A 13,161-nucleotide genomic window follows, 5' to 3' on the forward strand; every position below is an offset into this window, starting at 1 on the left:
ACAAAAACGACTTAAAATCATATCCGGAAATTATTACCTTTCCGCTTGCCTTCTCTTTATATACAAAGACTTCCTTTCGCGCGACCGACTGGTTTTAGTCATGCGGCCGGATTATATTCTCGGCTGATCGCCGGAAGCGCTGGCACATCCACTGGCCGCATCGATAATCAACACTGCATTATTAATAAGACGCCATGCCGAAATCACCCGCATTATGGGAGCCCTATTGCCACCGGGCCGATGCCGAATTTCACCTGTCGAAATTCGCCGGGCGGGTACTCGGTCCCAAGGCGGGCGTGATCTTCTTCGACGGGCAGGCCGCGGCGCGGCTCAAGCCAGCCATGCCCGATGCGGACGGCCACGCGCTGGATCTCGTTGTTTCGGTGACGCGCATGCCGGTCGCGGTGCCCGATCCGTTGAGCAACGCCAGCCCGCAAACCATCCAGCAGCTCGCACAGACGTGGTCGCACCGGGTCGCGGCAGCGTCGGGGCCCACCGCGCTCGACAGGGGGATCGCGACAGCACGGAATTACATGGATCAGCACAAGGTCGCATTCGGGGCGGCAGCCGTTGCCGGCGACATGTTCGGCCTGCTCGCCGGCGCCGTAGCGATGGCGGCGATAGTCGCCGGCGGAATCACGCTGCTCCCGGCGCTCGGTCTGCTGGCCGGGTTCGGCTCTTTAATGCTGTTGTCCGAGGACGGCAGAATGCTGGCGTATCAGATCCAGGGCGACGAAGTCCGCGCCAGTCAGCTCGAACACTCATTGCATTACCGGATCATCGAAGCCGTCGGTCCGCTTATGGTCATGCCTGACCTCCTCGTCAGCGGCGGCCGCACGCTCGCGTCCCTGCCCCGAGTGGCCCGTGAAGCCGGTGAAGCGGCAGAGGAAGCCGTCCAGGCAACCAAACGCCTCGTGGATCAACGCAAGGCACTGGATTCGTTGACACACGGCAAGCTCGACAGCCCCAATCAGGCACTCATGCGCGAACAAGCCGGCCAGATGCAGCAGCAGACGAGCAGTCTCGCAGCCAAGGTCCGTGAAGCGCAGCAGAAGCTGGACAAGGCACGTACGGAGCTGATGCTACTCAGGACAATCGAGGCTCCCGCATACGTGACGTCGTTTTACGGCACGGGCGTTTATGGCATCAGTCCGCCCGATCTGACGAAAGAGGTAACCGGGTGGATCACCCGTCATCAGGATAACGATGCGTCACATCCCGCGCAATTGCTTGTGCCGGAAACGACGGCTGCTACGATGGCCGGTAATCCGTCCACCGTCTTGCAATTTCAGGTAGGCGTCAGCCACTTCCCGGAGCACACTCGATGACGACTCAGGATCCGAACGAGTCGACGACTTACGACAAAGCGTACCTTGGCACGGAACGCCCCGGCGATCGTCCTCGCGGTGGCCCCAGACCGGTCATCGTCGCTGCGGTCGGCTTTTTCCTGGGCGTGGGTTTCTCGATCACTGAACTCATCTTGGGCATGGCGTCGGCATTCGGCATCGATCACGGCGACGTCCTCTTGCCGGGATGGATCCTGATTAGCGTCATCATGATGCCGGTCGGCGTCGGCATGGGCGCCGGCAAGCTCTGGGCTGTCCGGCTGTTCCGCTGGCTGTCCTTCGGCGCCATGGCACTTTATCTGCCGCTGCTTGGCCTGGCGTTCTACCTGCATGCTGGTCCCGCACCAATCGATCCCGGACAGGCCATCGTGATGTTCGTGAGCGCGGTCGTCAAGCTGCCGCCCCTGTTCATCCTCTATCGCGCAATCCGGACAGTCCGCTGGCTCGACCCCGACTCGCTGCCCCATGAATGGGAGCCGCCCTACATCCGGCGCTGATCCAACCGACGATGGACGAGCTCCTGCCCCACTACGAGCGCGAGCTGGCGCTGCTGCGCCGCTCGACGCACGAGTTCGCCGCGCGCTTTCCGAAGATCGCCGCACGCCTCGGAATGACCGACGGCGAAAACGACGATCCGCATCTCGGCAGGCTGTTGCAATCGTTCGCATTGCTCAGCGCTCGCATCAGCAGGAAACTCGACGACGACTACCCGGTGTTCGCGCAGGCGGTCATCGACACGCTCTACCCCGAGCAGCTACGCCCGATTCCGTCGTGCGCGATCGCGCAATTCGACGCAGGCGCCGCGCTCGGCCAGTTGACCGAACCCATGACGGTGCTGCGCGACACCGAACTCGAAGACCGGGCCGGCACTTGCCGGTTCCGGACCTGTTACGACGTCTCGATTGCTCCGATCTCGATCGAGCGGGTCGGCGTGGCGCCGGCTGCCGCGTCATCGCCACGCAGCAAGCTGCCGCCGAACACGTCGATCGTTCTGTCGATTACGTTCGCATCGCTGACGGATGAAGCGGCGTTTCGCGCCGCAACGCCAGAGCAGATCCGCGTCCACTTCCATGGCACGCCAGCGTTCACCGCCACGCTGGCCGACGCGCTGCTGCTGCAAGCGCCGATCGCATTCGTGGAAAGCGATCGCGGCGGTCACTGGAAACGCCTGCCGCAATTTCCGCTGAAGCCGGCCGGGTACGATGAACGCGATGCGCTCGTGCCGTACGCGACAACGGAACATGCACCGTGGCGGCTGCTGCGCGAGTATTTCGCGTTTCCCGACAAGTTCGCGTTCATCGACATCGATTTCGGAATGCTTGCGCGTGCGGCCGGCCCGTGCCGCGAGCTGACGCTGCACGTGCCGATCGTCGACGTTCCGGAATCGTCTGCCGCACGCATGCAACTCGACGCCATCACGACCGACCACCTGCGGCTGTACTGTACGCCGATCGTGAACCTGTTCAGCCGCGACGCGATGCCGATCACGCTCGGACCTGGCGCCGCGACCTACACGGTCACGCCGCATGTACTGAGCATGCGCGGCCTCACCGTCCGCTCGATCGATACGGTTCGACTGGCCGCCGAAGGCGCTCCGGACGCATCGGGCGGCACGCCCGTTCCGTGCTACCGCGGCTTCGTGCATGAACGATCGTCGCGCGATGCGCCGACCTACTGGCTTGCATCCAGCCGGGAATACGACGGCGACGGCAACGTGTCGCGATACCCGGAGATCACGCTCGTCGACCTGACCGGGCATGCCATTGCACGGTCGGACGGTCAGCTGATGCTCGGCCTGACCTGCACGAACGGCAACCATCCTTCGACGCTGCCATTCGGTGCCCCGGACGGCGATCTGTTCAACGAGAACGACAATCTCGCGGGCCGCGTGACGCTGTTGCGCGCGGCATCTCGCTGCCGCGCCGTGCCACCTCGACAGCACGCCCTCTGGCAGCTCGTCGCCGGTCTGGCGCCGCATGTGCTGACCCTGAACCCGGCCGGCATCGACACGCTGCGGGCATTGCTGCGCTTGCTGTCGGCCGACGCGCCGGGACCGACACCGATCATCGACGCGATCGTCCGTGTCTCGCACCGGCCCGTCATGCAATGGATGGCCGTCAAGCCCATGTCGACGTTTCTGCGCGGCATCGAAATTGCGGTGAGCGTCGAGCCGTCCGCGTTCAATACGACGAGCCTGTACGCATTCAGTCGCATGCTCGACCCGTTCTTTGCCCATTTCGCGCCAGCCAACGGCTTCGTGCAATCCGTGATCCGCGATGCGGATTCCGGCCAGGAACGGGTACGTTGCCCACCGCGCTTCGGCACCACGCCGGTTCTTTAAGCAGCGCGCGCCCGGTGCGCCTTCGCCCGCAAAAAGCAAAGCCCGGCGCACTTTCGTGCGCCGGGCCCCTGACACCGGACAGAAACTTCGCCCTGCGTTACTTCCGATCCACCGAATACCGCCCCGGCCCGGTCAGCGCAAGCAACAGCAACCCGCCGATGATGCTCACGTTCTTGTAGAAGTTGATCATCGCCATGTACTGCTCCATCCCTTGCAGCGCCCAGTAGCGATGGCCGATCAACGCGGTCGCGAGTGTATAAACGGCAAACACCAGGGCAAGCGGACGCGTATAGAAACCGATCGCGATCAGCGCGCCGCCGGCCAGCTCGACCGCCACCGCGATCGTGGCCGCCAGTTCAGGCGCCGGGTTCCCCGTCGACGCCATGTAAGCGACCGTGCCCGAGAAACCGTTCAGCTTCTGCCAGCCGAACAGCACGAACAGGATCATCATCAGCACGCGAGCCGCCAGCAGCAGCTCGTCCTTCTTCGACTCCAGCGAAACGTAACGCATAGCAATCACCCTTGAATTGACGGTTTGATGCGGCCGTTGCCGATGCACGCCGGAGCGGCGTGCGTGGCCGGCGACGGACCACTCCTCGCTCGATCGGATCGCTGGCCGATACCGCGACCAGTTGCCGAAGAATCCGTCCGGTCGCGCCGCTCGCGGCGCGCTTCGAATCGGTTCTGGCGAAGCACGAGTGCAGTCTACTGTCTCACCGGAAATCATCAATCCGTCTGAATATGATTCGCTGTCTCGATTTAGTGGACAATTGGGCGCAACAAGGGCTTTGTAACGCGTCACAGCGTGCATAACGGCACGACAGGCTGTGACGCCGGGCTGCGCACGCGGCCCGGACGCCGCACACGCTAGATGTTCTCCACGACGATGCCGGCGCGCCGTCAACACCGCCCGGCGCGCCGCACCGCCCATTACGCCGCGATTCGCCGGCGAAAATGCTCGGTCCCCGCGACGATCTTGTCGAGCACGGCGTCGAGCGCCCAGAATCGCTCACGCACGTCGTAGTCGATCGCACGGCACCTGATCGACCCGAACGTACCGATCCGCTGATGGTAAATCTTCGCGAGTGCCGGGTAGCCAAGTGCCTCCGACACCGCCGATACGACCAGGAACGTCGACAGTTCATCGGCCAGCGCCGGATTCGTGTCGCCTTGCGTACGCAACCACCGGTAGAGATCCGGGTGGAAGTTGGTGAACACGCCGTTGAAGCCGGCGGATCCGGCCTTCATCGCATCCCACGCAATCGCGGCGTTCGCGTTCAGGATCTTCAGCGGCGATCCCGCGGCGAGCGCAACACGCCGCTTCACCGTGTCGAGATCGCAGCTCACGTCCTTGAGCATCACGAACCGGCCCGTGTCGATGCATGCACGCAGTTCGTCATCCGAAAGAAGCCGCCGGTAAGGGGCCGGACATTCATACAGGCCGAGCGGAAGATCCGTCGGCAGTCGCGCGAGCAGCCGGTGCAGATGGTCGAGCAATGCGGCGCTGCCCTTGCGCTGCGGATCGAGACGGTTGGTCACGAGCACGACGCCCTGCGCGCCCGAATCGGCCGCCGCGCACAGCTCGGCGACCTGCGCATCGAGATCGTCGCTGATGTGCCCGGACGCGACGACGGGCACGCGTCCGGCCACCCGATCGACCACGAAGCGCGCGAGTTCCGCGCGTTCGGCCAGGCTCAGGAACTGCATCTCGCTCGATTGCGCGACCGCGAACAACGCATCCGAGCCGTGCGCCAGATACCATTCGATGAGCCGCTCGAGCCCGGCGTAGTCGATCGCGCCGGCGTCGTCGAACGGCGTCAGCATCACCGGCACGATCCCCTCGATGGTCACGTTCGATTGCTGCGGGTGTTGCATCTGTTTCTCCTTGCTTCAGTGAATGCGGGGAGCAGACCGCGGCTCACGCCGGTAACGGTCCGGGCGCGGCGTTCGCGGCCTGCTCGGGAATCGGCTTGCGCACCAGCAGCAGATAGGCCATTGCACCGGCGAACGCGATCGCCGCGGCCGTCAGCAGCGCCGGCACGAACGACCACTTCTGCGCAATGATGCCCGTCAGGATCGGCGCAAGCGCGCCGCCGATGAAGCCGCCGAAATTCTGGATCGCGCCGAGCGACGCGACACGGCTCGGCGGCGCGGCTGCCGTCGCGAGCGCCCACGAGCAGGCCGACGCCGCGTTCGCGAGAAAGATCACGACCGAAATGCACGCGAGCGCAACCGTGTTGCTCTGCACGAGCGCGGCCGGGATCGTGAAAGCGACCATCCCGAGCATCGCGACCACCACCGCGTTGCGCCGGCTCACGACAGGCGAACGGCTGCGGCGCGTGACCAGGTCCGACAGCCAGCCGGCGACCAGCGAACCGACGAACCCGCACAGGAACGGCACCGACGCGGCGAATCCGGTGCGGATCAGGCTCATGTGCCGCTCCATCGTCAGGTAGCCCGGCAGCCAGGTCAGGTAGACCCAGTTCAGGTACACGGAGCCGAAGAAGCCGATCAGCATCCCCCAGGTCGTGCCGTGCGAGAACAGGCTGCGCCATTCGGCGAACGTCAGTTTCGGCGCCGCCGCCACGCTTTGCGCGTCGGCATCGAGATAGCTGCGCTCGGCGGCAGACAGTTGCGCGCGCACCGGATCGCGGTACAGCGCGAACCAGACGACCGCGACGACGAGACCGAGTGCCCCCGTCGCGATAAACGCCCAGCGCCAGTCGAACGACGCCACGAGAATCGACAGCAGCAACGGCGCCAGCGCGGTGCCAAGCGGTGATGCTGCGTTGAAAATGCCGGTCGGCGTGCCGCGCGCACGCAGCGGAAACCAGTTGCTGACCACGCGCGCGGCCGACGGGAACTGTGGCGCCTCGCCGATGCCGAGTACGATGCGCGCGACGATGAACCAGCCGAAGGTCGACACGATGCCGCCCGCCGCCTGCGCGAACGACCAGACGATCAACCCGATGCCGAGCAGCCGGCGCGGGCCGATGCGGTCGACCAGCCCGCCAACCGGGAACTGGCACAGCGCATAGCTCCACGAGAACGCGGACAGCAGCAGCCCCATCTGCGCGAGCGACAGGCCGAGATCGCCGCGAATCGCCGAGCTCGCGACGGCCAGCGTGCCGCGATCGAGGTAGTTGACGATTCCGCTCGCCATCAACAGCGCGAGCGCGACGCGTTGGCCGCGCCGGATGCGTGGCGGCGCGGGCGGAACAGGTTGGTTTTCGTTCATGTCGGTTGTCTCCATGTCACTGGTATCGGCCGGTTCCGGCCGTTCCGTCGTGTGCGGAATTCAGGTATCCATACGCATGACTTCGTCACGCGTCGGGATCGAGGTCTGTGCGCCGTAGCGCGTGACGCTGATGGCGGCCGCACGCTGGCCGAAGCCGATCGCGTCGTCCATCGACGCGCCGCCCGCGCGGGCCGCCGCGAACCCGCCGACGAACGTGTCGCCGGCCGCGGTCGTATCGACGGCCACCACCTTCATCGCCCGGTGACGGCCGTTCCCTGCGCTGCCGCGCCAGCAGACGCCGCGCGCGCCGAGTGTGACCAGCACGTTGGCGACCCCCTTCGCGCAGAGCGCGTCGGCGGCGCGCACGGCCGACGCGTCGTCGCCGACGGCGATACCGGTCAGCGACTCGGCTTCCGTCTCGTTGACGACGAGGTAGTCGACCCGTGCCAGCAATGCGTCGAACAGCGGCTGCGCGGGCGCCGGATTGAGCAGCACCGGTGTGTGGCGCGCACCGGCACAGGCAATCGCGCGCACGACGGTGGCAACCGGTACTTCGAGCTGGCACACGAGCAGCGCCGCCCCCGCGATCGCTTCGCGCGCCGCGTCGATCCGGTCGGCATCGAGGCACGCATTCGCACCAGGCACGACGACGATGCTGTTCGCGCCGCCGTCGTCGACCGTGATCGTCGCCACGCCGGTTGCCGTGCCGCCGATCCGATGCAGATGCGTCACGTCGATGCGCTCGGCCGCCAGCGCGCCGTGCAGGCGCGCCCCGAATGCGTCGTCGCCCACGCAGCCGATCATCGCGACCGATGCGCCCAGGCGTGCGGCCGCAACCGCCTGGTTCGCCCCCTTGCCGCCATGAACGGTCTGGAATGCCGTGCCGAGCAGCGTTTCGCCCGGCACCGGCAGGCGCGGCGCGCGCGTGACGAGGTCGATGTTGACGCTGCCGACGACGGCGATACGCGGTGAAGTGGTCTTGCTCATGCTTGAATGTAACCGCTTACATTTGAGGCCGACAAAATGGCCGGAACGGCCGTCGTCTCTGAAAATTTCGCAATGCGGGTGAGATCCATGTCTGACATAATACGAAGCAGCAGGAAGATAGCGCTTACATTCTCACAGGATCGAATGAGGATGCAAGCGGGACCATCATGAATCGAGGGTAAACAATGACGCGACTGCCAACGCACGGCGCAGGCAGGCCCACCGCGCCGGGAGACAGCCGATGAGCACGCCCCCGTCCCGCGGTGGCGCATCGCGGGCGCGCCGCGGCAGCGGCCGTTCGGTGCTCGGCGATGTCGCGAAACTGGCCGGCGTGTCGACCGCGACCGTCTCGCGCGTGTACAACGACCCCGGCAAGGTGTCGGCCGACGTACAGCAGCGCGTGCGCGAAGCGGCGCGCGCATTGAACTGGATTCCGAATGCGGCCGGCCGCGCACTCGCGTCGACGCGCACGCACATCACCGGCGCGATCATTCCGACGCTCGACGACCAGGTGTTCGCGTCGCAGGTCGCGGGCATGCAGACGGTCATGGCCGAACACGGCATTACGCTGTTCCTTGGCTGCTCGAACTACGATCCCGCGCAGGCGCTGGCGCAGGTGCGCGCGATGCTGTCGCGCGGCGTGGAAGCCGTGTCGCTGGTCGGCGAAGCGTATCCGCCGGAATTGTTCGAACTCCTGGCGATGCATCGCGTGCCGTATGTCGTCACCTATGCGTATCGCGACGACAGCCCGCACTGCTGCATCGGCTTCGACAACCGCGCGGCGTTCGCGCGGCTCACCACGCACCTGCTCGACCTTGGCCATCGCGATTTCGCGATCATCATGCAGCCGTCGGCGGACAACGACCGCGTCCAAGCCCGCCTGCGCGGCATTCACGACACGCTGGCCACGCATGGCCTCGCGGTGCGCCCCATGCACCAGCACGAAGGCGCGGCAACGATCGCGTTCGGGCGAGCAAGCCTGCGCGCGATCGCCGGCAGCGACGCGGCGACGCGGCCGACAGCCGTGATCTGCGGCAACGACGCGCTCGCGCTCGGTGCATTGCTCGAAGCGCAGGCGCTCGGCATCGACGTGCCCGCCCAACTGTCGATCACGGGGTTCGACGATATCGCGCTCGCACGCGAGATCCAGCCGCCGCTGACGACGATGTGGGTCGACACCGACGCGATCGGGCGCCAGGCCGCACATGCGTTGCTCGACGCGCTCGAGAACGGCGCCACGGGGCCCGGCAATGCCGTGCTGCCCGAGTTGCGCGCGCGGGAATCCGCCGCGCCGCCGGCACAGGTGCGTGCCGCGCGCAAGACATGAAGCAACGCCGGGCGGCGGCGCTTGCTTACTGCATCACGTCGACCGGCAGCGTCTTGTCGAGATTGTCGCGCCACGCGTTGATCGTCTTCGGCACGGTTTTCTTCCACGCCGGCACGTTCGAGTAATAGCGCATCCGCACGTTGTTTTTTGCATCGAACACGAGCAGCCCGATCCACAGGTCGGTGCCGCGGCGCATCACGATCGCCGCGTTCGTCGTCGCGATGCCGCGCACCCAGTACGACGTCACGTGTGCGTTGAGCCCGTCGAGATCCTTCTCGTCGGCGCTGGAGTTGACCATGTCGACGAGCGTCTGATAATCGGCGCCGAGCAGCTTGTGCGCGGTCGCGTTCTGCGTCGCGTCGGTCACGACCTTGAGACTCAGCAGGTCGGCCGGCGGTTTGGCCTGAAACTGCGACGCAGTTACATAGTCGCCTGCATAGACGACACCCGCGCCCGCGCCGCAATCGAAATCGGCGCCCTGTTGCGTGATGCGAATGCGTCCGCCCTTCCGGTCGAAATCGAGCCGGCATTTGTCCCGGCGAAAGGTACCGCTGTCGCCGTGCAGCACGATGTCGCCGTCGAGCCAGCCGTCATGCGTACCGTTGTTGCCGCTCAGTTCGAAATGCAGACGTGGCGCCGTGCCGGTGAACGTGACCGCGCCGCCGAACGACGGGTTGTCGCTCGTCATGTACCACGTCTGCTGCCAGCGGTCGGCGGCGAGCGGCGTGCCGTTCAGGCTCGCGAGCCGTTCGCGGTAGCGGTCGCCAAGGCACGGCGCGTCGCTGCCGCACTGGTCGCGCTGCTTGAGCCACTTCAGTTGCGCGGCCTTCAGCGCGGCCGTATCGCCGCCCTTTGCGAGCGCCTTCTTCCACGCGGCCGACAGGTCACCGTCGAGCTTCGACAGCGCGGTATCCGCGCAAATCGCCTTCTCGGTCGGCGAAGCGGCCTTCGCGCAGTCGAAGCCGGCCGCATGCGCGGCAACCGGCAGCAGCGTCAGCAGGGCGGCCGCCGCGACAGATGACAGGTGCGTGCGCCGCTTGGCAGATGCGGAAAGCGCGGCGTGTCCGCGCGCATTCGATCGGTTCAGGATGGTCATCGGCTTGATCGTCGCTGGGTCGCGCGCCTGTAGAAGCTACCTGCACGCGACATTCGAGGTAAAAACGCCCGGCCCGGCATGCCACGCATGCCGCCGCCCGCCGAAGCGTAACCCGAATGCGCGACGCCAATCAATCGACGTTCGATGTCATTGCAACCGCTTCGGCAGCCACGCTGCATTGCACGATTCCGTCACGCAATACGGCTTCCGTCGCATGATCGAAAATCCCGATGAACACCATCACGCCCTCCCCCTCGCACGGTGCCCGCCCGTCGCCTTCCATCGACGAGAACCGGAGGCGCCGCGCGGCGACCTGGCAAACGCGCGTGGCGACCGCACCTTCCGCGTCGGCCACGCGCACGATCCCTTTCGCACGCAGGATCGTGCGCGGCAACGCCTTCAGCCACGTGCGCAGCCGCGCCTTGTCGAGCACGTCCGGCACGGCGACAGTGACGCTCGCGAACGCCGGCATCACGTCATGACCGATCGGCCGGTGCAACCGCGCGATGTCAGCCTGCATCCCGCGGCGATCGGGCACGGCCGTGTCGAACAGCAACGCGAGCGGAATCTCGCCCTCCCGGGCCGCGACAACGATATCGGTCGGCGCACACGCGCGCACATCGTCGAGCACCGCATCGCGCCGCTCTTGCGCGACGAGATCGAGCTTGGTCACGACGATCGCGCCCGCCCCGTCGAGCTGGCGCTGCGCCATCGCGCCGACGAGCGGATCGGCCAGCGTGTCGCGCCACGCGAGCGCGTCGGCAACGACGAGCACCGACGTCAACCGGAACGCCCCGTTCAGTAGTCCGATCTGCGCGATCTTCGCGGGATCGGCCACGCCGCTTGCCTCGACGAGCAGCAGTTCGGGCCGCACGGCGCGCGTCGCGACGCGCGTCAGCGCATCGACGAGCGCGCCGCCGATCGTGCAGCAGATGCAGCCGTTGTCGAGTTCGATCACGTCGTCGCCGCGCGCGCGGACGAGCCGCGCGTCGATGTTCACCGCGCCGAAATCGTTGACGAGCACCGCGATGCGCCGGCCGTGCGGCGCCTTCAGGATCGCGTTGACGAGCGTCGTCTTGCCCGCGCCGAGATAGCCGCCGATCACCGCGAGGTCGATCGGTGCAAGCGCGGTCGAGTCAACCGCAGCGCGCGCGCTCATCGCGGCGACCGGAATACACGCCCGCCGAGCACGGTGCCCCATACGGCGAGTTCTTTCAAACGCGCGGGTGCGCAGACCGACGGATCGTCGTCGAGCACCGCGAAATCCGCGTACTTGCCGATCTCGATGCTGCCGACGAGATGATCCATCCGCAACGTATACGCCGCGCCGAGCGTGATCGCGTGCAGCGCATCGTCCACCGGCAACCGCTCGCCAATGCCCAGCACCCGCCCGGACGCCGTCTCGCGCTGCACCGCGCACCATGCGGTAAACAACGGATTCAGCGGCGTGATCGGCGCATCCGAATGCAGCGCGAACGGAATGCCGAGCCGCCGCGCGGAGCCGGCCGCGTCCATCCGGTTCGCGCGATCGGGGCCGATCGTCTGGCTGTAGTGCGCATCGCCCCAGTAATACAGGTGATTCGCGAAGAAGTTCACGCACATCCCGAGCGCACGAACGCGCGCGAGCTGCGCGGCGTCCGCCATCTGGCAATGCTGCAGCGTATGGCGATGATCGGGGCGCGGATGGCGCGCGAGCAGCGTCGTCATCGCATCGAGCACGACGTCGGTCGCTTCGTCGCCGTTGGTATGTACGTGCAGTTGCAGCCCCGCGCGATGGAACGGCTCGAACACGTCGACGATCTGCGCGGGCGGAATCAGCCACAGCCCGTTCGGCTGGCCGCCCGCGTAACCGGGCCAGCGCACGCGCGCGGTGAAGCCCTGGATCGAGCCGTCGACGATGAACTTCACGGGGCCGAAATGCAGCTTGTCGGTGTTGCGTTCGATCTCCGCGAGCACGCTGTCGGCCGAGCGCGCCGGATTACGCTGCGGCGCGAACGCCGGCACGATCCGCACCGGGTAGTCGGGATCGGCGGTCACCTCGTGCAGCGTGCGGTTGCCGTCGGCCGACAGGTCGTTGACGAGATCGGTGGCCGTCGTCACGCCCGCGAGCTGCGCGACGCGCCCGAAATTCCAGACCGCGTGTGGCTTCTCGCTCGCGGAAATCGCCAGCTTGCCACCGATCGTCTGATACACCGGCAGCATCGCCGCGAACTCCTGCAGCTCGCCGGTCGGGCGGCCGTCGGTGTCGCGCGACACGCCGTCGATATCGGTGTCCTCGTCGATACCCGCACGCGCGAGCATCGCGCCGTTCACGTTCATCAGGTGCACGCTCGCATGCAGGATCGCGATCGGCCGCCGCGCCGACACGCGATCGAGCTCGCGTACAGTCAGCCGCGCGGTGCCGAAGAAGATCGGATCGAAGCCCCACGCGAGCAACGGCCCGTCGTCGGTCATCGCGCGCTCGGCGTCGGCGAGCCGGTCGAGCACCGCGTCGAGCGAGCGCAGGCCCGGCCACAGCGTGCCGTCCGGGCCGCGGCGGTCGTAGTAGCCGACATACACCGCGTCCCACATCGCGCCTTCCATCAGATGACAATGCCCTTCGACGAGACCCGGCATCAACACCTTGTCGCGCAGCGTGTCGTCGGCCGTACACGCACCGAACCGCGCTTGCCACGCAGCCGCGTCGGTGGCGTCGCCGACCGCGAGGATGCGGCCGTCGCACACGGCAACGTGCGTGGCCGACGGCTGCGCCGGGTTCATCGTCAGGATGCGTCGCGCGGTGAAGACCGTCACGGGTGCGGCCGGAGTGGCGGATGCTTGCATGAG

The 13,161-nt window shown here is 66.5% G+C and carries 11 protein-coding genes; 4 read left to right on the forward strand and 7 right to left on the reverse strand.

The genetic code is table 11. The features are described from left to right. Positions 1-194: 194 nt before the first annotated feature. The 3 genes from KEC55_RS34670 to tssF are packed head-to-tail and all read left to right on the forward strand — an operon-like array spanning position 195 to position 3,687. Complete coding sequence (locus KEC55_RS34670; RefSeq protein WP_282512246.1) at positions 195-1,328, forward strand: hypothetical protein; 1,134 nt, start codon at positions 195-197, stop codon at positions 1,326-1,328. Further along, positions 1,325-1,843, forward strand: coding sequence for a hypothetical protein (locus tag KEC55_RS34675; RefSeq protein ID WP_282512248.1), 519 nt, complete (start codon positions 1,325-1,327; stop codon positions 1,841-1,843). Before KEC55_RS34670 ends, KEC55_RS34675 begins: the two co-directional genes overlap by 4 nt. A gap of 11 nt (positions 1,844-1,854) precedes the next feature. Then, positions 1,855-3,687, forward strand: a complete 1,833-nt coding sequence (gene tssF / locus KEC55_RS34680) for a type VI secretion system baseplate subunit TssF (RefSeq protein WP_282512250.1) — start codon at positions 1,855-1,857, stop codon at positions 3,685-3,687. Positions 3,688-3,784: 97 nt separating this feature from the next. On the opposite strand, the gene KEC55_RS34685 is transcribed toward tssF, so the two are convergent. The 4 genes from KEC55_RS34685 to rbsK form a co-directional block, all read right to left on the reverse strand. Further along, complete coding sequence (locus KEC55_RS34685) at positions 3,785-4,198, reverse strand: DoxX family protein (RefSeq protein WP_282512252.1); 414 nt, start codon at positions 4,196-4,198, stop codon at positions 3,785-3,787. 419 nt (positions 4,199-4,617) lie between these two features. Beyond that, positions 4,618-5,562 (reverse strand): dihydrodipicolinate synthase family protein, encoded by a 945-nt coding sequence (locus KEC55_RS34690; protein WP_282512254.1) that lies wholly within the window; start codon positions 5,560-5,562, stop codon positions 4,618-4,620. A gap of 43 nt (positions 5,563-5,605) precedes the next feature. Next, the gene (locus KEC55_RS34695) at positions 5,606-6,925 is read right to left on the reverse strand and encodes an MFS transporter (RefSeq protein WP_282512256.1); all 1,320 of its coding nucleotides are present in this window, start codon (positions 6,923-6,925) and stop codon (positions 5,606-5,608) included. Between the two features lie 60 nt (positions 6,926-6,985). Next, the gene (gene rbsK, locus KEC55_RS34700) at positions 6,986-7,912 is read right to left on the reverse strand and encodes a ribokinase (protein ID WP_282512258.1); all 927 of its coding nucleotides are present in this window, start codon (positions 7,910-7,912) and stop codon (positions 6,986-6,988) included. A gap of 241 nt (positions 7,913-8,153) precedes the next feature. Between rbsK and KEC55_RS34705 the strand changes: the two genes are divergently transcribed. Next, on the forward strand, positions 8,154-9,239 hold the full coding sequence (locus KEC55_RS34705) for a LacI family DNA-binding transcriptional regulator (protein WP_282512260.1): 1,086 nt from the start codon (positions 8,154-8,156) through the stop codon (positions 9,237-9,239). Positions 9,240-9,264: 25 nt separating this feature from the next. Here KEC55_RS34705 and KEC55_RS34710 read toward each other — a convergent pair whose 3' ends face one another. The 3 genes from KEC55_RS34710 to KEC55_RS34720 all read right to left on the reverse strand — a co-directional run bounded on the left by KEC55_RS34710 (position 9,265) and on the right by KEC55_RS34720 (position 13,158). Next, positions 9,265-10,335 carry a lysozyme inhibitor LprI family protein gene (locus KEC55_RS34710; RefSeq protein ID WP_282512262.1) on the reverse strand — a complete coding sequence of 357 codons (1,071 nt, stop codon included), beginning with the start codon at positions 10,333-10,335 and terminating at the stop codon, positions 9,265-9,267. A 130-nt stretch (positions 10,336-10,465) separates the two neighbouring features. Then, on the reverse strand, positions 10,466-11,494 hold the full coding sequence (locus KEC55_RS34715; protein WP_282512264.1) for a CobW family GTP-binding protein: 1,029 nt from the start codon (positions 11,492-11,494) through the stop codon (positions 10,466-10,468). Beyond that, on the reverse strand, positions 11,491-13,158 hold the full coding sequence (locus tag KEC55_RS34720; protein WP_282512266.1) for an amidohydrolase: 1,668 nt from the start codon (positions 13,156-13,158) through the stop codon (positions 11,491-11,493). Before KEC55_RS34720 ends, KEC55_RS34715 begins: the two co-directional genes overlap by 4 nt. Between the last annotated feature and the right edge of the window lie 3 nt (positions 13,159-13,161).

Source organism: Burkholderia cepacia, from assembly GCF_029962485.1.
GTDB lineage: Bacteria > Pseudomonadota > Gammaproteobacteria > Burkholderiales > Burkholderiaceae > Burkholderia.